Origin of the sequence: Veillonella denticariosi JCM 15641 (genome assembly GCF_002959855.1) — a bacterium.
Classification (GTDB): domain Bacteria; phylum Bacillota; class Negativicutes; order Veillonellales; family Veillonellaceae; genus Veillonella; species Veillonella denticariosi.
In genome coordinates, this window is record NZ_PPDB01000007.1 from 777,259 (window position 1) to 800,621 (window position 23,363).

General features: G+C 44.5%; 17 protein-coding genes, 3 tRNA genes, 2 rRNA genes, 1 pseudogene and 1 riboswitch. Of the genes and pseudogenes, 2 read left to right on the plus strand and 21 right to left on the minus strand.

Translation table 11 applies throughout. The features are described from left to right. Positions 1-70 precede the first annotated feature (70 nt). From VEHSUH05_RS09155 to VEHSUH05_RS09515, 6 genes and pseudogenes are all read right to left on the minus strand, one after another. Positions 71-1,069 carry an inorganic phosphate transporter gene (locus VEHSUH05_RS09155; protein WP_105091382.1) on the minus strand — a complete coding sequence of 333 codons (999 nt, stop codon included), beginning with the start codon at positions 1,067-1,069 and terminating at the stop codon, positions 71-73. Next, complete coding sequence (locus VEHSUH05_RS09160) at positions 1,062-1,691, minus strand: DUF47 domain-containing protein (protein ID WP_038115958.1); 630 nt, start codon at positions 1,689-1,691, stop codon at positions 1,062-1,064. Before VEHSUH05_RS09160 ends, VEHSUH05_RS09155 begins: the two co-directional genes overlap by 8 nt. A gap of 204 nt (positions 1,692-1,895) precedes the next feature. Further along, complete coding sequence (locus tag VEHSUH05_RS09165) at positions 1,896-3,365, minus strand: [FeFe] hydrogenase, group A (protein ID WP_105091383.1); 1,470 nt, start codon at positions 3,363-3,365, stop codon at positions 1,896-1,898. Between the two features lie 60 nt (positions 3,366-3,425). Then, a complete protein-coding gene (locus tag VEHSUH05_RS09505; RefSeq protein ID WP_425445601.1) occupies positions 3,426-3,737 on the minus strand; it encodes an ABC transporter C-terminal domain-containing protein in 312 nt (103 codons plus the stop codon). A gap of 225 nt (positions 3,738-3,962) precedes the next feature. Beyond that, a pseudogene (locus tag VEHSUH05_RS09510) lies at positions 3,963-4,391 on the minus strand (ATP-binding cassette domain-containing protein); the annotation flags it as partial. Positions 4,392-4,420: 29 nt separating this feature from the next. Continuing rightward, on the minus strand, positions 4,421-5,485 hold the full coding sequence (locus tag VEHSUH05_RS09515) for an ABC-F family ATP-binding cassette domain-containing protein (RefSeq protein WP_425445597.1): 1,065 nt from the start codon (positions 5,483-5,485) through the stop codon (positions 4,421-4,423). 116 nt (positions 5,486-5,601) lie between these two features. Between VEHSUH05_RS09515 and VEHSUH05_RS09175 the strand changes: the two genes are divergently transcribed. Further along, positions 5,602-5,922 (plus strand): hypothetical protein, encoded by a 321-nt coding sequence (locus tag VEHSUH05_RS09175; protein WP_105091384.1) that lies wholly within the window; start codon positions 5,602-5,604, stop codon positions 5,920-5,922. A 92-nt stretch (positions 5,923-6,014) separates the two neighbouring features. Here VEHSUH05_RS09175 and VEHSUH05_RS09180 read toward each other — a convergent pair whose 3' ends face one another. The 11 genes from VEHSUH05_RS09180 to VEHSUH05_RS09230 form a co-directional block, all read right to left on the minus strand. Next, entirely contained in the window at positions 6,015-7,166 is a 1,152-nt protein-coding gene (locus VEHSUH05_RS09180) for an MGDG synthase family glycosyltransferase (RefSeq protein WP_038115970.1), read from the minus strand. A gap of 82 nt (positions 7,167-7,248) precedes the next feature. Beyond that, complete coding sequence (locus VEHSUH05_RS09185) at positions 7,249-7,548, minus strand: HU family DNA-binding protein (protein WP_038115973.1); 300 nt, start codon at positions 7,546-7,548, stop codon at positions 7,249-7,251. Between the two features lie 51 nt (positions 7,549-7,599). Then, positions 7,600-8,412: a nucleoside triphosphate pyrophosphohydrolase gene (gene mazG, locus VEHSUH05_RS09190; protein WP_054674548.1), complete on the minus strand. Its 813-nt coding sequence runs from the start codon at positions 8,410-8,412 to the stop codon at positions 7,600-7,602. After that, positions 8,396-10,003 (minus strand): putative polysaccharide biosynthesis protein, encoded by a 1,608-nt coding sequence (locus VEHSUH05_RS09195; RefSeq protein ID WP_038115974.1) that lies wholly within the window; start codon positions 10,001-10,003, stop codon positions 8,396-8,398. Before VEHSUH05_RS09195 ends, mazG begins: the two co-directional genes overlap by 17 nt. Continuing rightward, positions 10,000-13,296: a transcription-repair coupling factor gene (gene mfd, locus VEHSUH05_RS09200; RefSeq protein WP_105091385.1), complete on the minus strand. Its 3,297-nt coding sequence runs from the start codon at positions 13,294-13,296 to the stop codon at positions 10,000-10,002. Before mfd ends, VEHSUH05_RS09195 begins: the two co-directional genes overlap by 4 nt. Positions 13,297-13,432: 136 nt before the next feature. Then, positions 13,433-13,517: transfer RNA gene (locus VEHSUH05_RS09205), tRNA-Leu, on the minus strand. Positions 13,518-13,977: 460 nt separating this feature from the next. Further along, positions 13,978-14,148, minus strand: a riboswitch (cobalamin riboswitch). Between the two features lie 137 nt (positions 14,149-14,285). Next, positions 14,286-15,404, minus strand: coding sequence for an ABC transporter permease (locus VEHSUH05_RS09210; protein WP_232203177.1), 1,119 nt, complete (start codon positions 15,402-15,404; stop codon positions 14,286-14,288). Continuing rightward, entirely contained in the window at positions 15,401-16,513 is a 1,113-nt protein-coding gene (locus tag VEHSUH05_RS09215) for an ABC transporter permease (protein WP_038115978.1), read from the minus strand. Before VEHSUH05_RS09215 ends, VEHSUH05_RS09210 begins: the two co-directional genes overlap by 4 nt. Next, positions 16,510-18,309 carry an ATP-binding cassette domain-containing protein gene (locus tag VEHSUH05_RS09220; RefSeq protein WP_105091386.1) on the minus strand — a complete coding sequence of 600 codons (1,800 nt, stop codon included), beginning with the start codon at positions 18,307-18,309 and terminating at the stop codon, positions 16,510-16,512. Before VEHSUH05_RS09220 ends, VEHSUH05_RS09215 begins: the two co-directional genes overlap by 4 nt. Before the next feature lie 9 nt (positions 18,310-18,318). Beyond that, positions 18,319-19,359, minus strand: coding sequence for an HlyD family secretion protein (locus VEHSUH05_RS09225; protein WP_105091387.1), 1,041 nt, complete (start codon positions 19,357-19,359; stop codon positions 18,319-18,321). A gap of 21 nt (positions 19,360-19,380) precedes the next feature. Next, positions 19,381-21,081 (minus strand): efflux transporter outer membrane subunit, encoded by a 1,701-nt coding sequence (locus VEHSUH05_RS09230; RefSeq protein ID WP_105091388.1) that lies wholly within the window; start codon positions 21,079-21,081, stop codon positions 19,381-19,383. Between the two features lie 168 nt (positions 21,082-21,249). Here VEHSUH05_RS09230 and VEHSUH05_RS09235 point away from each other — a divergent pair, with 168 nt between their 5' ends. Next, positions 21,250-21,528: a helix-turn-helix domain-containing protein gene (locus VEHSUH05_RS09235; protein WP_038115989.1), complete on the plus strand. Its 279-nt coding sequence runs from the start codon at positions 21,250-21,252 to the stop codon at positions 21,526-21,528. Positions 21,529-21,832: 304 nt separating this feature from the next. Here the strand turns inward: VEHSUH05_RS09235 and VEHSUH05_RS09240 are convergent. The 4 genes from VEHSUH05_RS09240 to VEHSUH05_RS09255 form a co-directional block, all read right to left on the minus strand. Next, positions 21,833-21,909, minus strand: a tRNA-Arg gene (locus tag VEHSUH05_RS09240). Between the two features lie 100 nt (positions 21,910-22,009). Further along, a tRNA-Trp gene (locus tag VEHSUH05_RS09245) sits at positions 22,010-22,085 on the minus strand. 851 nt (positions 22,086-22,936) lie between these two features. Then, positions 22,937-23,053, minus strand: a 5S ribosomal RNA gene (rrf, locus tag VEHSUH05_RS09250). Positions 23,054-23,270: 217 nt separating this feature from the next. Next, positions 23,271-23,363 (minus strand): 23S ribosomal RNA (locus VEHSUH05_RS09255); the annotation flags it as partial.

A 23,363-nucleotide genomic window follows, 5' to 3' on the forward strand; every position in this document is an offset into this window, starting at 1 on the left:
CCTATTAATAATGAAAGGGGCTGTAACAGGAATGCGGTTTTTCCGCAGCCTGTTACGGCCCCTTTTTATATTAACTGAATAACAGATGTCCTACTTCATAAGCAATAGCCGATACGATACCTGACAACGGAATCGTGACGAACCACGCCATAACCATGGATCGTGCAACGCCCCAGTTAACAGCTTTCACACGCTTAGCCGATCCGACCCCCAAAAGAGAGCCGCTCACAACATGAGTCGTGCTGACCGGTAAATGCAAGAACGTAGCTGTAAAAATCGTAATAGCGGAATTTAAATCCGCCGCAAAACCGTTGATGGTTTCCAATTTGAAAATCTTTGTGCCCATGGTGGAAATGATTTTCCAACCACCTGCCGCGGTGCCTAACGCCATCGCCGACGCACAGCATAATTTAACCCATAACGGTACATCGAGAGTATCGATATATCCGCCGCTGAGCAAAGTCAACGTGATAATCCCCATCGCTTTCTGAGCATCATTTGAGCCATGAGAAAACGCCATCATAACCGCCGATACAACTTGCATGGATCGGAATCGATCATTTAAGACAATCGGTGAAAATCGTCCGAAGATAAGCAGCAACAGCTTCATGATGATAAAGCCACCTATCATCGCTACGATGGGCGATAAGATAAGGGAGAAAAATATCTTCAAGATACCGCCTTCATTTAAGGCATCAAAGCCGACAGACCATCCGACGGCGCCGATAATACCGCCAATCAGGGCATGAGATGAGGAGCTTGGAATTGCCCACCACCAGGTGGCAAGATTCCAAACGATAGCGCCGATTAATGCGGCACTGATAATAGAGCTGTCAATCAGATCAGGCGATAATACGATATCTCCGCCGATAGTCTTCGCTACACCGGTACTGACCATGGCACCGAGGAAATTCAGCCCTGCTGTCATCATAATCGCCTTTTTAGGTGAAATTGCCCGCGTCGATACGGATGTCGCAATGGCATTTGCCGTATCATGAAAGCCGTTGATATAATCAAAAGCTAACGCCAACAACACGACCAGCCATACCAAGTAATGAGAATCAAGCATACTTCAATACTACCCGGCGGAATGTGCCTACCAAATCTTCGCAACCATCGATGACATCTTCCATAGCGCTAAGGATTTCCTTCCATTTGATAATCTCAATCGGATCATTGCATTCCGTAAAGAGTTTAGCCATTTCTTCATGATAGATATTATCTGCTTCAGACTCAAGCTTCAACACTTGATGTACGCGGCCTTCCACCTTTACATGATCCTTCTTAAGGCTACCCATGTATCCGATGGATTTATTGATATGCTTCACGCATTTCACGACAATTTCACTCATGCGTATCGCGCCGTCACTAGGATTTCCCACATGGTACATCAACATTTTATCCATGATTTCTTTGATATTATCCAAAGTCGTATCCAATTGATCGATCAACAATTGAATATCCTCGCGATCCATCGGGGTAATGAAAGTCTTGCGCAATCGCTCTACTGTTTCGCTCACTAATTCATCTGCAGCCTTTTCTTTTGTATCAATTTCAAGAAAGGCCTCCTCTTTTGAAATCTCCCCTTTAAAAACACGCTCCATCATTTCTGCACTTTCATAGGTTAAGGCAGCATGATGCTCTAGAATACTGAAAAACTTTTCTTCTTTTCCCTTTAATTTAAAAGCCATGAAGTTCCTCCTGAAACAGTATCGGTTTGCTTCTGTAATATAATTTCATTATAGCATACCCCAAAGAATTCCTAAACAAATTTAACAGTCTCAATGTTAATACTTCATATGCGCATATCGTATATAGTATATGAAAAAGCAACCGATCTATAACGAGATATGGATCGGTTGCTTTTATTACGGATACTACAATGTATCATTATATTAATTATTTGATTCCGCCGCCGCTTTTGCCGCATCAGCCGCCTTTTTCAAATTAGGCACCGATGTAGGGCATGTAGCCGGTGTGCATGCACCGTTAGAGCCCAGATCTTCAGCGCGGCTTACATATGTCGTATGTAACATATGATGAGCCTTATGACTCAACGGTTTACCGTCAAAGAACTCGGCATATAGTTTTTGAATATCCGGATTATCACAGGATGCTTTAACTTTTACTTCATTATCGCGCGTATACAAAGAGGCGATACGCGCTTCACGAGCCTTGTCAGCCATCGGTAATTTAACACGCGGTTGACCGCCGCCACCGATACAGCCGCCTCGACAGGCCATCACTTCGATGAAATCATAATGGATATTTTCCGCACGCATGCGTTCAATGAATTTACGCAAGTTACCTGTACCATGTACAGCAGCAACATGTAATGTCTTATCACCGATTGTAACGTCCGCTTCACGGGCACCGTCCATACCGCGGATTGCTTCAAACGGAATCAATGTATTCGGTGCATCCTCGTTCGTTACCACCTTGTATGCCGTACGCATAGCCGCTTCCATAACACCGCCGGTGTTACCGAAGATGATACCGCCTCCGGACGCTTCCCCCATCAACGGATCAAATGCGGAATCTTCAAGTTCGTCGAAATTAACGTTCTCAGCGCGTAACCATTTAGCCAATTCACGTGTTGTAATACAGTAATCCGTATCGCGCATTTCCGGTACGTCCCAGTATTCCGCGGAAGAGTTCATTTCATCGCGACGGATTTCAAATTTCTTCGCCGTACAAGGGGTTACTGCAACAGCGACGATTTTCTTTGCATCGAGACCCATTTTTTCCGCAAAATATGTTTTCTGCGTAGGCGCCTGCATAGCAATAGGACTCTTAGCCGTGGATAAATTCGGTAAGAATTCCGGATAAAATGTTTCCGCAAATTTAACCCAAGCAGGACAGCAGGATGTAAATTGAGGCAGCTCACCCGCACCGTTTAGAACGCGTTCAACAAGTTCCGATGCTTCTTCCATAATAGTCATATCAGCGCCGAAGTTTGTATCCAGTACATAATCGCCGCCCAGCTTACGAAGGGCCGCTACCATTTTGCCTTCTACGAAGGTCCCCGCATCAAGGCCGAACTCTTCACCCAAACCGACACGCACTGCCGGCGCAGTTTGGAAGACAACGATTTTATCAGGGTCAGCGATAGCCGCTTTCACCTCATCGATTTCAAAGCGTTCATTGATGGAATCGAACGGGCAAATAGATGCACATTGACCGCAATGAATACAAATCGGATGGTCTCCGTTCGTCGTTAAATCATAATAATCAAATACGCCCATGTCTACGGCACAGGCCTTGCGACACAAAGAACAGTTCTTACATTTAGATAAGTCTTGTACTAATGCAATATTTCCTTCTTCAATAGGTACGCGACGATCCAAGAATTGATACTTACTCATGAATTCCTCCTACTTAGGTAACGTTGTTATCGTTATATCATCAGTGAATTATATCACAAATTATAATTGTTCTTCAAGAACTATCCACCGCTCCGTTAAGGCATTTAAGCGTTCCTCCGCCTCACTACGCTCCGCCATCAGTTCTTGCATTTTTTCATAGTCCGTTGCGAATTGTGCAATCATAACATCAATGCCCTTGATAAGGTGTTCTACCTTCGGCATTTCTTCAAGAATTCGATCGTATTCGGCTTTCTCTGATTTATTGAGACCCTTTTTTACAGATGTATCTGTGAAAGTATCCTGCACTTCACCGTTCCGAGTCGTTTCAACATCTGGGGAATTCAACTTGCCCCTATCCGCCTCATTTGCCATTATAAATGGCTCTGCATTTTCCCGATGTAATTTAGACTGTACAAATGTATCACTATGTTTTTTATCTGCTTTTTCTGTATTATCTACGGTATTACCTGCTGTATCAGCAACATAGAACGTCCGTTTCCCTGCAGTACTTTCATCAAGAGTATCCTTGTAATCCGAATACGAGCCATGCACGATATCGATATGACCATCACCGGTAAATACAAAGAGTTTATCCACCACGCGGTCCAAAAAATACCGATCATGGCATACGGTGATGATGACGCCGCCGAAAGAGTCGAGGAAATCCTCCAGCACCTCAAGGGTTGGAATATCAAGATCATTTGTCGGTTCATCGAGCAGTAACACATTCGGTGCACTCATGAGCAGTTTCAGCAAATAGAGACGACGACGCTCACCGCCTGACAATTTACGAATCGGCACACCGTGAAGCTCCGGCGTAAAGAGGAATCGCTCCAGAATCTGTCCCGCACTCAACGTGGACCCATCCCCCAATACCATGTAAGCATGATCTTCCCGAATATAGTCGAGAACGCGCATATCCTCGTCAAACTCCGGCAATTCCTGTTTAAAGTGAGCGATACGAACCGTTTCCTCCTTACCGATGGTGCCGCCCGTCGGCTCATAGGCTCCATCAAGGATGTTCATAAATGTAGATTTTCCCACCCCGTTAGGGCCTACGATACCGATTCGATCATGTGACGCACCACATGATACGTAAAATCTGAAATAATCGGACGATTTCCGAAATTAAACGTTAAATGCTCGATATCAAAAATCGTCTTTCCCAACCGGGTCTTTAATGCAATCGGATCCATCTGGTCGGGACGACGAATCTTTTCCATATTCTTTAACGTTTCATATCTGTCCAGACGGGCCTTCTGCTTCGTACTACGTGCCTGTGCACCGCGGCGCACCCATTCGATTTCGCGCTTTAAAAATTGACGTCTCTTTTCTTCAGATGCCGCCTCACGTGCTTTACGATCAGCTTTCAAAGCAAGAAACTCCTCATAGTTTCCATCATATTGATACATGCGTCGATTTGACAATTCCAAAATACCATTACATACGGAATCGAGGAAATATCGGTCATGAGTACTGATCAGGAGTCCTCCCTGACGGTTGCTCAGATAGGATTCGAGCCATTCGATGCTGTCCTCATCCAAATGATTCGTCGGCTCATCTAACAGCAGTAAATCACAGGGATATAACAAGGCCTGCCCCAGTGCGAGGCGCCGCTTCTGTCCGCCGGACAACAGCTTCACCCGCTGCTCCACATCCATAAACCCGAGCTTGGATAAAATGATGCAAGCTTCCTGCTCCACCTGCCAGCCGTCTTGTTGATCCATCTGTTCCAATGCATTCATATACCGGCGAGATATCCGATCATCATCGCGGCTCGCCGCCTGCATAGCGTGATATTCTCGGCTGATTTGGCCAAAATTTCTGACCATTTGCAGTCTCGGATGATTTCCGTCTAGAATCGTGTCCAACAAGGTCGCATTCACATCAAAATCCGGCGTCTGCTCCAAATAATATATACTCGCCTTTCCATTTCGTTCAATATGGCCCTTATCGGCCTCCATCTGGTCGGCTAATATTTTCAAAAACGTGGACTTACCTGTACCGTTAATCCCCACAAGGCCCAATCGTTTCTCCGTAGTAAAGGTGATGTTCACATCTTTAAATAGCAGCCGCGTGCCATATGATTTTTCTATATTCTGTAAACTGATGACATTCATATCCCGCTCCTGTTTTGTAACTATGGTACTTATTATACTACAAGATTATCATTGACAGTAACGGTCCCCATCAGTAGAATAAACGTAACGTAATAAATATTCCTGAGGAGGTCCTTATGGTAACAGATACGGTATTAGATTTTTATGAAAGCATCAATTTTGAAATCATCGACATAGACGGATATGATACATTATTCACAGAGCTCTTAGAGGACGGTACCTACGCTACCGTATCCGATGATGACGGATATATGCCCGAGGATTTAAACACCCCTGTCGTATTCAATGTATACGATGATAACGACTCATTTCAATGGAGTGTCACCCTGGACAGCTCTCATCAGCTACAGGAACTTTTACAAAATGCGGACAGCACGGAAACATTTCTTGCCACATTAGAGAATATTCGCGAAGAACACATCGAGCAACACCAGTAAAACACAAACTGATTGAGTACGGTATAAACCAATAGCCCCTTGGTATCAGACTAAATCCAGTCAATACCAAGGGGCTAATTATGTCTTAGCAACTATATAGATTCCTCTATAGCCGTTACCTGCACCGTATCATAATCATCTAAAATTTTAATCAAATCATTTACGATTTCCGCCGCTCCGTCCACCTGCCATTCGCGAGCACGTTGAGACATCTGCTGTAATCGTGGCGGGTTGATGAGGAGTGCCGCAACAACGTCCTCCAGATTGTGAATATCGCGGGCCCAGCGAGCACAACCGCGCTGTTCAAGAAGCTCCGCATTGGCTTCCTCCTGTCCGGGAATCGCATTGAAGAATACCATCGGCAATCCGATCGTCACCGCCTCCATACAGGTCAATGCGCCCGGCTTCGTCACCAATAAGGAGGATGTCTTCATCAATTCCGAAATATTCGACGTATAGCCGAATACGGTGGTCTTCGTTTTCATCGAGGTGCTGAGGGTCACCAATGATTCATAGAGCGATGTATTTTGACCGGCTACAACGGTGATTTCATCAATGCCGTTTACATCATCTAAATGCTTCAATGCCGTTTCCAATGAACCGAGGCCAAGACCTCCGCCCATAACAAGCACTTTCACAGGTTTTTCTAAGGAGTAGTCCTCAATGGCATCTCGAAAGAAGGAGCGACGCACGGGAATCCCCGACACATGTATGCGCGACTCATCTATACCGGACTGTACCATCTCGGAAACCATGCCTTCGGTGGCCACAAAGTATGTATCAACCTGCGGATAGAGCCAAAATTGATGGCTGCTGAAGTCCGTCATAATCGCTACGAGAGGCATGTTGATATGTCCCTGTCGCTTCAAGATCGATGCGGCCCCACAGGGAAACGGGTGCGTAAAGACCATTACGTCAGGTTCTTCCTGTTGAATCAGCTTGAGCATACGACCTTTCAACAGATAGGACAAAGCGGTCTGCATAATGGAGCCCTGCTTCTCCCCTTTGGAGACGCGATAAATGATATCGTACAGCATCGGGAACACGTCAATCATCTTGATATATGTCCCCTTAATCAGATGCTCGACTGACATCGTCTCGGTATCCAAAAAATCCACATGACTGATGGTGGCCTGTGGTTCCTTATCCTTCCAATATTCTTCTATGGCTCTGGCAGCCTGCATATGCCCCGTTCCGATGGATGCGGACACAATGAGGACCTTCCGTGATAAATCGTTATTCATAATGCACCCTTTCTCTGTGCATTATACCATAAATAGACAAAAAAAAGAGACCTCGAAAGGTCTCTTTTGCTTTTACAGCAAATTATTTTTTGCGTTTTTTAGCTTTTGCAGCGTTAACTTGTTCTTTCAAACCTTTACCAGCTTTGAATGCAGGAGATTTGGAAGCTGCAATACGGATAGTTTTACCGTTTTGTGGGTTGCGGCCTTCACGAGCTGCGCGTTCACGAACTTCGAAAGTACCGAAGCCGATAACTTGTACTTTACCACCAGCAGCTAATTCTTCAGCAACTGTATCGAATACAGCTTTAACTGCTTTTTCAGCGTCTTTTTTTGTTAATTCAGTTTTTTGTGCAACACTTGCGATTAATTCTGTTTTGTTCATGACAGAACCTCCTTAAAAATACAATACCCGAGATGTTAAAATACCTCTAGGTTACTTTTCCTGCACCTTAGCCTCCTCCCAAAAAGCATCCAGCTCAGCTAATGAAAAGTCTTCCCATGAGCGATCGCTTTGGTTAACACAAGCCTCTACATGTGAAAAACGCTGTCGGAACTTAGTGTTTGTGCGATTCAGTGCATTTTCACCGCTTATTTTATACCATCTAAATAAATTAATCAAGGAAAAAAGCACATCGCCCGCCTCTTTTTCCATATTTTCGCTATCTTTTTCGCCTACGGCTTCCTTAAATTCAGCCATTTCCTCGTCTACTTTCGCCCAGACAGGACCGAGCTCATCCCAGTCAAAACCTAGCTTTCCTGCCTTTTCCTGTAGTTTCTGGGCGGCCACTAAAGCGGGTAAACTTTTAGAAACGCCGTCTAATACAGATTTTTGTATATTTTTCTTTTCTTGCGCCTTTAATTCATCCCAACTGTATGATTTTTCATCATTTCCGGGGTTGAAAATATGCGGATGACGGCGAATCATCTTGGCGGTCACATCATCAATGACATCTTGCAGCGTAAAATGTCCGGCGTCTTCCGCCAGCTGACTGTGAAAAACGACCTGTAATAATACATCACCTAATTCTTCCCGCAAATTGGGCATATCCTTATTATCAATGGCATCCACTACCTCATAGGTCTCCTCGATGAAGTAGCGCCGCAATGACTCATGAGTCTGCTTTCTGTCCCAGGGACAACCATCGGGAGCGCGCAATGCTTTCACTACATCAACAAGCGGTTTAATCGATACCTTTTCTGTAGATTCATCATGAATCAAGCCGGACTGATCAATATTGTTGTTCATATAGTTTCGCCTCCTCTCTATTTCGGCGAGCCTGTAAGCGTTTACCGATGATCGGGAAATAATAGATATCGTCCTTCACGATCGCCTTGGTAAGCCATAAGGATAAACAGTAAATGAAAATAGCCACCAGTATAGCTACCGCCACGGCCCCGCCATTACCCAACAGATCCACCGTGCTTACATAAACCACCTGAGTCGCACCGCCCATAGCCATGGCGGATACGATGATTTTTAGAAGTTCCATTTTATTTAAAACAGCACCTACATATCGTTTTACAAAGGTATAGTTGATAAGAGCTGCAATGGCAAAGTTGAAATTTGTAGCCCATGCGGCGCCGTTAATACCGAGCTCGACGGTTCCCGTCAATTTATAATCCAGTACGGTTTTTGCTACAAGCCCGATAAAAATAGCAATCATCGGAATCATAGTTCTACCGAGCCCTTGCAGAATCCCCGCCGTCACCTGTTGCCATCCCAGAAATACGATACTCAGGCTGATGACCGCAATGACAGGACCTGCATTAGGCGTCGCATAAATAAGCTGCGATATAGGCGTCGCCAATACACAGAGGCCCACACAGGCCGGTATGGTGAACATATTCGCGATTTTGATGGCCGAACCGGAACGCTGTACGATGCGATGCACATCCTTTTGCGCATGCGCCTCGGAAACGGCCGGCACAAGGCTTGCCGCCAAAGATGTGGTCAGAATAATAGGCAATCCGATTAAGGACGTAGCCATTCCGGTTAAATAACCGAATTGTGTGGTCGCTTCATGCAGATAGTATCCTATATCCATCAACCGTTTCGGAACGATAAAGGTATCGATAAGGGATACCATCGGCAACATGATATTAGCCATCGATACGGGAATCGCAAGACTGAATAAACGCTTTACGACAGTCGTCGTACTTTCAACAGAGACCTGCGAATGTTGATGCATCAACATTTGTTGACGCACGTGACGTTGGCGATAGTAAAAGTAAATCAGCACCAATAATCCAGCCAATACTCCGGGAAACGTAGCAAACGTAGCACCGCCTGCCGCAAGATGCAAGCCGCGATCTATAAAGTAATACGCCAGCCCCACCATGGAGGACACGCGAAATATCTGTTCAAAGACCTGGCTCGTACCGGTAGGGACCATGTACTGAAAGCCCTGAAAATAGCCTCTGAAGCAACTCAATATGGTCACCACCAAAATAGCCGGCGACAGAAGTTGAATGGCGGTCAACGCCCGAGCGTCGGTTATAATATGATAATCAACCAGCCACTGAGCGCTGCTATACAAGGCGAGACTAAATACGACCCCCAGCACGGTAAGCGTCCGCAAGGATACGGAAAAAACCTTCTGAACGCCGCGCATATCATCGTTGGCAAGCTTTTCGGCAATCATAATCGATATGGCCACGGGAATCCCCGAAGCGGATATGCTGACGATAATCTGATAAATCGGATAAGCCATCATATAAAGACCTATCCCCTCACCGCCCAGAATACGGGCGATCAGGACCTTACTGAAAGCGCCGATAATCTTGACGATAATACCGGCCAAGGTTAAAATCATGGCACCTTTTAGAAATCGATTCATAGGCTCTCCTTTGTCGATGATTTCTGACTCAAGGCCTTCATCACCGCTTCTGTAATCGTTAAAATAGAACCCTTCATACCGTTGAGGCTCACATACAATGTGGTCGGTTTTGTATCCACGAATTTCATTTTCTTCCATAAATCTTCACGAACAGCGCCCATATCCCAATCGGCCATTTTCGAATCATCGTACCAATGAATAATGAGCTGTTCCGCGCGGCGTACCATGCTCTTAATGCCCAATAATCGAGCCTGCTCCTTGATTTGAGCGATGCGCAACAAACGGTCCACCGGATCCGTCGGCGTACCAAAACGATCAATGAGTTCATCCGTCATATCATCCAGGTCTTGTTTAGACTTAATGCGCAATAATCGTTGATATACGGAGATTTTCCGAGCACTGTCCTTGATATAGGCATCGTCGATAAAGGCATCCACCTCTAAATCGATGGCGGAATCAACAGTAGTCTCCCGTTCCACCTCTTTATTTTGAGCCTTTGCAATGGCCTCTTCCAGCATCGTTACATACATGCCGAAGCCGACGGATGCGATGTTGCCGTGCTGTTGAGAACCCAACAAATTACCGGCTCCACGGATTTCAAGATCGCGCATGGCCAGCTTAAAGCCTGCTCCGAGTTCCGTAAATTCCTCGATGGCTTTCAAGCGCTTCTCCGCCGCCTCGGACAACATCTTATCCGGACGATACATGAAATACGCATAAGCCCTGCGGCGCGAGCGCCCTACACGACCGCGCATCTGATATAGCTGAGATAACCCCAATCGGTCCGCATCATAAATAATAATCGTATTTGCATTCGGAATATCCAGCCCCGTTTCAATGATACTCGTCGATACGAGCACATCATAGTGACCTTCATAAAAATCGGTCATAATCTCTTCGATTTGACGCCCCGTCATCTGACCATGAGCAATAGCATACCGTAGACCCGGCAATGCATCAGCAAGAAGTTCACCCATATGTTCAATAGAAGCAACGCGATTATATACGAAGTACACCTGTCCCCCTCGGGCTAACTCCCGCTTGATCGCATCGGCGATGAGATTCATATCGTATTCAACCACATAGGTCTGAACCGGTAGACGCTCTTCCGGCGGCGTATTGATGACGGACATTTCCCTCACCCCTACAAGTGACATGTGTAATGTTCTAGGAATCGGAGTGGCACTCAAGGTGAGTACATCAATATTATGCGCCCATTCTTTCCATTTTTCCTTCTGTGCCACACCGAATCGCTGCTCCTCATCGACGACGAGCATGCCTAAATCTTTAAACCTTACCTTTTTATTGAGCAATGAATGCGTACCGATCAACACATCTATAGAGCCTTCCTCAACGCCCTTGAGAATCTGCTTTTTCTCTGCTGTACTGCGGAAGCGATTCAATACATCCACCTTAACACCGAACGAAGAGAATCGGTCCACAAAGGTCTGATAATGTTGTTGAGCCAATACGGTAGTGGGCACGAGCACGGCCACCTGTTTACCGCTCATAACGGCTTTAAAGATGGCTCGCATAGCCACCTCGGTTTTACCAAAGCCTACATCACCCGCCAGCAGTCGGTCCATAGGCACCGGGCGTTCCATCGATTCCTTGATTTCCGCCGTCGCCTGCAATTGATCCGCCGTTTCTTCATAAGGAAAGGCATCTTCAAATTCTTGCTGCCACGGTTGGTCAGGGAGAAACGCAAATCCCTCGGTTATCTCCCTCTGAGCATATAATTCCACCAATTTCTCCGCCAAGTCATCGATGGACTTTTTCGCCTTCGTAACGACCTTATTCCAGTCACCGCCGCCCATCTTATGGATACGAGGCACATCACCTTCATTGCCGATGTATTTTTGCAACTGGTCCAGATGATCGGCCGGCAAGAACAATTTATCCGTACCGGCATAGGCGATTTCAATATAATCACGATGAATGCCTTCGGTTTCAATCGTCTTAAGTCCGATGTACTTACCGATACCGTGAACACTGTGAACTACATAATCACCGACAGTCAGATCCGTAAAATAATTGATTTCCTGCCCTTTCTTCGGCTTGTTTCGCAACTTGCGCTTCTGCTGTCCGTAAATATTGCCCTCTACAACGACCACAATGTGACTGTTCGGCAACTCAAAACCGTCTGTTAAAAGCCCCTGTAAAATAACGACAGTATCGGGCTTAGAAATCCATGTATCACTATGAATAAAAGGAATATTTTCCTGCTCTAAAGCCCGCTCAATGCCCTCTCTGCGCTGCTGATTATTAAGTACTAGCACCACTTGATGATGTCGGCGATGCCACTGCTCTATCTCATCCGTTAACAACGGAATCTGCCGCTCAAAACTGCTCATCGTCTTGCCTTGAATACCGATTGAGGTAAACCCGCCAAGGCCGATGGAACGTTGCTGCATAAATGTGAAAGCAATCTGTGTCCGCGCATCTACGGTTCTCTGCAAGGAGCTCCAGTCACAGTGCATTTTCCGATGAGTCGGATCCTCCTTGAGGAACTTTTTCAATGCCTCTTGAATCCGTCCCGGCTCATCGTAAATAAGAGTCCCCTCTTTTACATAGGATAAAAGCGTACTTTCAGCATCATCATTACCTAAGAAGAAAGGCGTCACCGTATAGGACTCAATCTGCTCGACGGAGCGCTGACTTTCAACGGAGAAAAAACGCAATGTATCGATTTCATCACCGAAGAACTCAATACGAATAGGGTCATCACTATTTACGGGATAAATATCCAATATATCGCCGCGCACGGCAAAATGACCACGCTGTTCCACCTGGTCCACTCGTTCATATCCAATTGTCACTAACTGCTCGAGTACGGTATTGCGATCAATCACGTCACTCAAACCGAAGTGAAGGGATTGGCCTTTCAGATACTGAGGTGACACCACATATTGGGTGACCTCCTCCGCATTGGCCAGCACCACCACCGGTTCCTGCCACGCTAACAGGCTCAAGGCACGCATCTGCGCCCCCTGGTCCTCCAGACTGCGTGCAACGGTGGTAAAATCAACATGATCCGTTACAGGAAATGATAGCACCGGAACATTCGGCCAGAAAAAGGCTAAATCCCGTTCCCACATCTCCTTATGTTCCTTATCATGAACCACTATGACAAACGGCTTTGCGGGCCCGTCTGTGAAAGCTCTGCTCAACAAGAAACTCTTTTGAGACCCGCTGAGCCCATATATAACTGATTTTCCTTTATTTTGAAATGCGTTTAGCCCATCCGCAAAGGATGGGTTCTGTGAAAGCAGTTCTGTAAATGTATTATCCATACTGCACCATATTGTATTAATTTAAATCTTTTGACTCATTAATTATAACATATCATAGATTTACCCATGTCCCAAGACGATTGAGACTCAAATTTTCGGCAAAAAAAATAGCACCTCCAAGGTGCAATAATAAAGTTGGTGCGGGAGAAGGGACTTGAACCCCCACGCCGTAAGGCGCCAGATCCTAAGTCTGGTGCGTCTGCCAATTCCGCCACTCCCGCGTACCGACTGAAATTATAATATCACGTATATACAGCACCGTCAATTACTTTTTTATAATTTTTCAGAATCGTTAAAACAAATCCATGCTATAAAAACCTATGATACTCATCGTGAAAATATACAGTAGCAAAAATATACATTATCAAAACTGTACCCGATAAAAATATAATCTACCGGACCCATAGAAAAAGAGACTGTCCCGGAATCTGTAAACTACAAAATCCCGGGACAGCCTCTTTTTTAGGATGATGATGAATAAATGCATGCCCTACATTTACCATAAAATATATTAACAGCCACAAACAAAAATGCCGTGGTGATAATACCGAAATTCATAAATCACCACGACTGAACGACAAAAGCAAAAACTTTCGACTTTGATTAACAGACTAAAAAATCCTTTTTACGGGTACGCAAAAAGGAGATTCAAACTTCTCCTCCCTATCGCTCGTAGGTCAAATGGTGAATGTTGAATAGGCAGTTCTCCTGACTCGGCATCAACGCTCATCCGGCCTTCCCAGTTTCCCAGTGACTTAATCGGATTCGCTCAACCATACAGTGGCGGGACCGTGCCGGCCTTTAACCGGCTTCTCTATTATGCTTTTCAGCACCTATTCCCAAATATGTTCTTTTGTATGCTTTTATTCTAACAGTCCCCATTCATTAAGTCAATACGGCAGTAGCATATTTATTAATAAAAAAATGCTATGTAGGTCTGCCGTATTGTTATAACAGAAATGAACAGTTCAACCATCCAGAAAATATGCTTATCCCACGCGGTTTCTAAACAGCCAGCCCGCTATGGACATGGTTATAACAGTCAGGATAATCATAGGAATAAAATTGAACCATATATCAACGAATCCTGCCCCTTCCAAATAAACCCGCCGTATCGCTTCGGTAGAAAAGCGCATAGGATTTACATATGTAATATATTGCAATAATTTCGGCATATTATGAATCGGCGTAGCCAATCCGGATAATAACGCCAAGGGCAATAAAAAAACTAAAACATATACGAGGACCTGCTGCATATTTTTAGCAATGGCCGAAATAGATAATCCCAACCCGATGCTGCTGCATATAAATGTAAATAATACGGCATAGACGAGAAAAATATTTCCTCGGAACGGAACTTGAAACCAGAACATAGCCAGTAATAGCAATACACTACTTTGAAACAGCCCTATAAACATTGGAGGTATGGACTTTGCAATCAAAATCTGCAGGGAGGATACAGGCGTTACCAACAGCTGGTCAAAGGTTCCCTGCTCTCGTTCTCGCGCCACCGATAGGCCGCCCAGCATGATGACTTGTGTCATGCTGACCAAGACGACGAGACCGGCTAAAAAGGTCCATGAAGACTGCTGATTTTCATTATACCACGTACGAGATTCAATCGTGATACCCTTATGTCCAACACCTAACGAGGTCTGATTGAATTGAGAAATAATTTGTCCCATATACGAAGCGGCAACACCTGATGTCATAGAATTTGTTCCGTTTGCAATAACCGTAATTGATGAAGGCTGTTGATGTTTTAATTTTTCTTCAAAATCCTGAGGTATGATAACCGCCATAATCACCTCGTTAGAATCGATAAGCGGGGCGATTACATCGGGGGAGTCCGCAACTTTATACAAGCTAAAGATACCCGATGAATTGATGGTTGACTCCAGAGCAGCCGACGTTTGTGTATGACTTTCATCAACCAGTACATAGGGAACCTTGTTGAGGTTATATGTCGCGGCATAACCGAAGAGGAATCCTTGAATAATAACCGGTACCAGTAAGATTATACGAGTTTTCGGATCTTTGAAGGTGGCTATCAGCTCTTTCCATATGATAGCGACAATCTGATTCCAGTATAGGCGCCAATTCATCATTCCACCTTCTTCCTCGTAATATGAATCGTCAAAAATGTAAAACAAACAGCAAACCCAGATAAAACGGCGCTGTTCTTAATAATTAAATACCAGTTATTTCCACCCAGAAACAACGATTTCAACAGTTCCAAATAGTACGTAGGCGGTAACATTCGCGAAATATATTGAATCGCCACAGGCTGAGAATGAGGATCAAACAAAAAACCTGTCAACATCAAAGCCGGTAGAAAGCTCGTAAGTGATGCCATTTGACACGCTAAAAACTGCTTTTTCGTAAGTGCGGATATAAGCAGCCCCATATTTAAAGAAACAATTAAATACAATGTGGACACGATGCAGATGATCCATAAGGAACCACGCATCGGCACGTCATAAAAAAAATACGATACACCGAGGCAAAACAGCAGCCCCAACATGGCCAATACATAATAAGGCACTACCTTAGCCAAAATAATTTCAATAGGCTTAACCGGTGTAACGAATAAAGCCTCGAAAGTCCCCCGTTCCCACTCTCTGGCCATGACGACAGCCGTAAGAAATACGGATACAATCGTCATGATAATCATTATGAGCCCGGGAATCAAAAACCATGTACTCGTATTTTCCTCATTAAACCACATGCGATAGTTCATCGTTATATATCCGCCACGCATCATAAACGGAATATTCTTAGCCGCCCACAAATTGATGGCTGAGGTAACATAACTTTGCACACTCATCGCTACCGAAGTGTCGACACCGTAGTAAATCCCCTGTACCTTTCCTTGTCCGCGCATAACTTGAGACGAAAAATCCTGTGGAATCACCAGTATGGCATCCACCTTTCGTTTTTCCATCAACAGTTCCGCCGTATTTCTATCGCGAACCGCTATGGGTTGAAAGTACTCAGACCCGTTTAATGAATCGTACACACTCTCGGACATTGCATCCTGACGTTCCATAACCACCGCTATCGGTACATGCTTAACATCCAACGTTACCCCTGAACCGATGAGGATAATAAGGAGTATGGGTAGTACGACCCCCAGCAAAATAGTGCTGGGGTCGCGCAATACCTGTAAGGTTTCCTTATGTACCAATGAGGAAAACCGTTTTATAAAGCCGTTCATGCGTTCCCCTCCTGTTCCCGCTTTTTCAATATGACGGAGATAAACGCTTCATCCATAGTACAGGTCTCATCTCCGGCAGTCCGTCTGACCTCATCCGGTGTGCCCAATACAACGAGCTTACCCGCATCCTGAATCATAATACGGTCACAATATTCCGATTCATCCATAAAATGAGTCGTAATAATAATCGTTGTTCCCCGTTTTGATAAAGAGGTAATCTGTCGCCAGAAATTACGCCGCGTAAGAGGATCAATACCACTTGTGGGCTCATCCAAAAAGAGAATTTTAGGCTCATGCATTAACGCAGCCGCCATGGACAAGCGTTGTTTATAACCGCCTGGCAGATCACCGGCCATCATACCTCTCACGTCGTTCAGACGGAACTCCTTAATAACAGCTTCTATCCGATCAAGCTTCTTCTGTCCGTGAAGGCCGTACACACCGGCAAAAAATTTCAAGTTTTCCATAACGGACAGATTACCGTACAAAGAAAATTTTTGCGCTACATATCCGAAATTGCTTCGCGCCGCTGTACGGGATTTAACGACATCAACACCGGCCACATGCAAATCGCCGCTCGTTACAGGCAACAATCCACAAAGCATACGAAATGTCGTCGTCTTGCCGGCACCGTTTGGTCCGAGCAATCCGAATACTTCTCCGCGCTGCACCGTAAACGAGGTATTGGCAACCGCCGTAAAATCACCGAACTTTCTCACCAAATGAGATACGGAAATCTCTACATGCGGCTCGGCCATTTCATTTGGGGTCAATAAACGATTTCGTTCTTTTTCTATTGCACTTTCATCTATGTCCATATTTAAACGCCCTGAAAGCTCAGCCCCGTGCCCGGAGGTAAATTCATCCTCTTTTAACAGCATCATAAAGGTATCTTCCAAGCGGCTCTGAACAGGCTGTTCCTCCATACCGTACTCGCTAAGCCAAGAAATCGAAGGTACTTCTTTCGTTTTTATGTACCGCACGGCACCGGCCTCCGGAACGGCATCTATCACGCATTGTGTATCATCCATCAATGCGGCCTGCACATTTCTCATGCTCAATGGTTTAGGAATCTTTACCTGAAAGCATCGCCCCTCAGACATTTTAATTAATTCATGCGGCGTCCCCGTTGCCAAAAATCGCCCCTTATTGAGGACGAAAACATCTTTACAACGCTCCGCCTCGTCCATATACGCTGTACTGACAAGTACGCTGATTCCATCTGTACGTACCAGCGACTCTAAAATCTCCCATAGCTCACGTCTTGAAAACGGGTCGACCCCTACGGTAGGCTCATCAAGCAGCAACAGCTCCGGAGATCGCACCAGTGTGCAGGCCAAGCTGAGCTTTTGCTTCATACCGCCCGATAATTTACCGGCGGGACGCTTCGTAAATTTTGATAGCCCCGTCATATGCAGTAATTTTTCGAACCGTTCCGTTCTCACCCCCGGAGGGATACCGTGTAAATCCGCATACAGATTCATGTTTTCACTGACCGATAATTCCTCATAAAGGCCGAATTTCTGAGGCATATAACTGAGTCTATCTTGAACTTCCTGAGAATATGCTTTCACATCCATTCCGAGAACATCTAAAGAGCCCGACGTGGAATCCAATAAACCGGCTATCAACCGGATAAGCGTTGTCTTCCCCGCACCATCCGGTCCCACTAATGCCGTTAAACATCCTTTCCGAATTTTAAAATCCAGATGGTCCAATGCTATTATAGGATCAGCTCCGACAATGGGAAATTCTTTATATAATTGTGACGCTTCGATTGCATATACATCATTCACCGCACACCTCTATATATCAACGGAAACAGTGGCAGGCATTCCTAAACGAAGGCGATTATCAGGGTCATCCACATAGACCCGCACTTCATACACAAGTGTAGTACGCACATCCTCCGTTTCTACCGATTTAGGTGTAAATTCCGCTACGGAAGAAATATATCCGATTGTGCCGTGAATCGGTTCATTCTTATCGGTATCCGTCGTCACATTCGCATCCATACCGTTATAAATTTTCCCTAAATCCCGTTCGTTCACATATACACGAACCCATTTCTTAGTATTCTCAGCCAACTTAAATACAGGTGTATTCGGTGAAGCCATATCACCGACCTGTAACAATCGGGCCGTTATAACACCGTCTATAGGAGCCGTTAATACGGTTTGGTTCAACAAGAACTCCTGACGGGCCAGTTCACTTTTCATCGCATCCAATTGTGCCTGTGCCTGTGCTATATCTTCCTGTCTCGGTCCTGCAACGGCTAAATTATAAGCTTGCTGAGCCTCATTCAATTTAGCTTCTGCCACTTTCACCTTCGCCTGTATATCATCTACGGACTGTCGACTGACGGCCTTACCATTTGAAGCATTATAAGATTTTTGCAACTTATCGGACTCCTGCTTCGATTGAGCCAGCGAAGCCTCTGCAGATGTAACTCGTGCCGATGCCTGGGCGATTTCTTCAGGTCTGCTGCCTGCCTGTAGCTTAGCCACTACCGCTTCCTGTGCTGCAATGGTATCCTTAGCCTGCTGTACAGCAAGACTCAATTCATCAGAATGCAAATAGCCCAGTATCTGCCCCTTGGTTACGACCGCCCCTTCATCCACTAACAGGTTGGAAATCCGATCGCTGCCCCGGAATGCAACATTCACTTCACGCAGATTCACATTGCCTTGCAACACAATGTGATGTGCGGCCTTATACGCTTCATATTGATAATAAGCATAATAACCTGCACCGCCCAGAATAATTAGAAGAGCAATCATTATACTTATACATTTTTTTCTATTATTCGCCATCCATCGTTTAACAGCATCAAGTTTCTCTTTCATAGTCATTCCCCTTCTCTGACACTATTTCTTAGCATGCGAATCCGCCTCTGCCGCCTGATCGATGTCCATAGCTTCCCAGCCACCGCCCAGAGACTTGAATAAACGGATGGTATCGGCAAATTCCTGTCCCCGACTCATGATATATTGCCGCCTTGCGGATAATACATTTCGTCTCGCATCAAGAACACTCAAATAATCGCTAAGACCGGAGTCGAAATTGGTTTGTGCCAGCGACTCCGCTTGTTTTGAAGATTCTACGGCAGATTTTAATTCCTCGGACTTAATGTAATCCTGAGATGCATCCGTCACCGCATTTCGAACCTCCCCGACAGCTTTCAAAACAGTTTCTTCATAATCAGCTAAATATTCCTGTTCCTTTTCCGTTTGTACTTTTATATTTTTCCGGATAGCTCCGGCATGGAAAATAGGCATCGTTATTGACGGTCCTATTCCGATCATTTTCCCGATGACTGAAACGAGTCCACCCGATGCAAACGACTCCAATCCTATACTGCCATTCAGTGAAAATCTAGGCTTAAGATCAGCCTTTGCGGACTTCGTTTTCTGCTGTTGTGCCGCAATACGTCGTTCAGCCGCCTGTATATCCGGCCGTTGCCGCAAAGCTTCCGCCGGTATGCCGATAAACATATGCGGATCCACCGTCGGTAACGAAGCATTATCCATCAATAACCCATCGACTTCGCCCGGAACCGTTCCTGTCAATATAGAGATGGCCGACATTGTGGATGCTATATTTTTCTTTAATGAAGGAATCTCCGCCTGAGTCTGAGACAATGCATATGTAGCCTGTTGTACCGGTAATTCATTTATAACGCCTGACTGATAATTTACCTTGAGCAGTTCCAACGCTTCCTGTTGGCGCTTCACATCATCTTCCGTAATGCGTAGTTGCTCCTGCAAGGTTCTTAACGACATATACTGTAATGCGATTTCCGCACTCAATGATACCCATGTGGAATATAAATCCGCCTGTGAAGCCTGCAACGAATTCGATGCAGCACGTGAATTGGCTTTTTGTCTTCCGAATATATCAATTTCCCATCGGGCATCCACGCCCAGTTTGCCGGTTTCTACAGTTCTCGTCGTCTTATCCGGTAAAGGTAAACTCTTTATTTCTTCTCGGTCCGAATCCCATTCGCCCTGCCCCCTGTTAGCAGACCATGAACCGGAAGCATCCAGCCAAGGTAATCGTTGCGCTTCAGCAATTCCCAACTGCAACCGTCCCTGTCTAACTCGAGAGCGCGCCACTTCTAATTGCCGGTTATTTTTAAGAGTTAAATCAATTAACTGATCCAATACGGGATCGTTAAAAACCTTCCACCAATGAGCTAATTCATCTTCACTGACCGCTTTTCCTTCCACAACCTCATACGGTGTCGGATGTTTTCCCGCTTCTTCCACCCAAGAATGCTCATTCAATTCTTTGGTTGCTTTTTGTTTTTCTGAAAGCTTCGCTTCATCAGCAGATGACTTCTTTTTCTTTTTATCTTTTTCGGCCTTGTAATACGATGCAATAACAGGACTGCCTTGATTAGTCGTATTAACAGTGGTCTCATTTCCATGCTGTACTTTCGTTATATCCCGATTAGTTCGACTCACATCGTCATTCGATTGACTGAAACTGATGCCTCCGCCAGCGCTCCAAGCCCCCAGCGCTAAACATATATAAACAATTAAAAGTTGTTTTCTATTCGTCTTCATAGCAAACCTCTTTTCATTTCCATATATACGTATCATTATATATTCATCATATAATATAAAACCGTTATTTATCAATAATATGAAGTATCATTACAATCTAGCTTGAGTTTTATCCGGCTTTCACATAAAATTAAAAATGTATTAATATAATTCAAGTGGAGGCCCATCATGTATATCGGTGAAATCATCAAAACCTATCGCGAACAACATAATATGACGGTTGAGGAGTTCGCAACCAGATCAAATCTAAGTCAAACAGAAATCAATCAATTGGAAGAACTATTTCAAGCCGATGGAAGGACACCCCATCCTGTTGCGATGCGACAAATCAAAAGTATAGCAGAAGCCATCGACCAGCCAATTTCCATCATTATGAATCAGATTTCTTCGGATCAAGAAATCGTCGTTAACGTAGTGGCTGAATCGGATCAACCTCACGCAAAATAGTATGATACTTACACCATCAGGTAACAAAAGCTCATCATCGCTAATAAACATCTTCTGTATAATAATTAATGTAAACAAACTTAGATAATATATAGTAACAATACTACATTGTAAAAATAGTACTACGTTATATTAATAAATAACTAGATACGATACAGTAATAGAAAATATGCCATAACAACGATAAAAGAGACTGTCCTCGAAATGCGATTCTACTGCATTTTGAGGACAGTCTCTTAATTGTGTTTAAAAATTGGGGGTTATAGGACAAAAAGAAAAAACCGCACAACCGTGCGGGTTAATTTGGTGACCCAGAAGGGATTCGAACCCCTGGCCTTTTGATTCGTAGTCAAACGCTCTATCCAGCTGAGCTACTGAGTCATAAATTGAGTACTCACTCATATTAACATAATGTCTACTTTAAAGCAAGCATTTATTTAACATTTAGAGTACTTCACAGCCAAAAGGCTGAAAATAAATTTGGCAGGGGCAGTAGGACTTGAACCCACAACCAACGGTTTTGGAGACCGCTACTCTACCAATTGAGCTATACCCCTATCTCCACCAAGCGATGCTTGATACTTGATTATCATAACAAAAAACAGGGACACTGTCAAGAAATACGCGCATTCTAAATAGTAAAATCACCGTGTCCCGGAAGGAAAAGAGCCCTAAAAAGGGCTCTTATGTCTACCTAACTTTTACCTTTATATATACGGGAGATGGTATATATAATTAGAGAGTTTTGTATATGTATTGTTTTGTTTATACACAGGGAGAGTATTGTTGTGTATTAAGTGTTGTTTTATGTGTTGTATTGTTTTGTGTTGTTTGTATTATTTGTAAAAGGGACAGGTAAAAGTTATTAGCAGTAGACCTCCATTCCTTAGTTGACCTCAATCAACTATTGCTAGTATATATACACTTCGTGAAAAGATAGTGAAAGTTCCATATTTTACAAAAAATATACGGGTATTTTTTGGGACATAAGATAAATGTAAAGAATCCGAAAAAATATAGTATATTACTAAATATTAAATTATTTGTATATCATTCAAAAGCATAATTCATATATATGAATTATTAAATGAAGTACCAAAATTTGTACATACTGTAGGCCTAACTGTTTAGAATTACCTATGTCGACTTACCAATATGATCAGCGAATCCTTATGTACGGTTTCACCCTTAGCTATACCGGGTGTTCGTCGCTGTGGAGTTCCCTATGTAGCTTCGCTACATGGAAACTCTTACGCTCCGAACTAAGCGATGCAGTGAATCTGTCGTCGCTTCGCTCCTTCATCTTCTACTGCCCTGCTTTTACTGCCCTGCTTACTACCGGATACCCCGGGAGGATAGGAAGTCGTACACACAAAAAAAGACACACCCTCAGGTGTGCCTTTACTTCAATCAGCGACTTCCTATCCTCCCGGGCCGTCTCCAGCCAAGTACTTTCGGCGTTTATGAGCTTAACTACTGTGTTCGAGATGGGAACAGGTGGATCCTCATAGCTATCGCCACTGAATCTGTCAGAATTTGTACTCTGAAAACCACATAGAAGTATATATATTTGTTGCACATTCTGCTTAATTGTATTGTATGTTACGTCCCATACTCAAAGTACACGTCCGGAGGATTGCGTCGAAGCCTGTGGATTTCACATCGTGAAATCTTACGTTTCGACGTAAGCGACTCCACGCAACTTGTGCGTCGCATTGCTCCTTCAAGTTGGTTACGCTGCTTAAGTAAAGCCCTCGATCGATTAGTACCAGTCAGCTCCAAACCTCACGGCTCTTCCACACCTGGCCTATCTACCATGTCGTCTACATGGGATC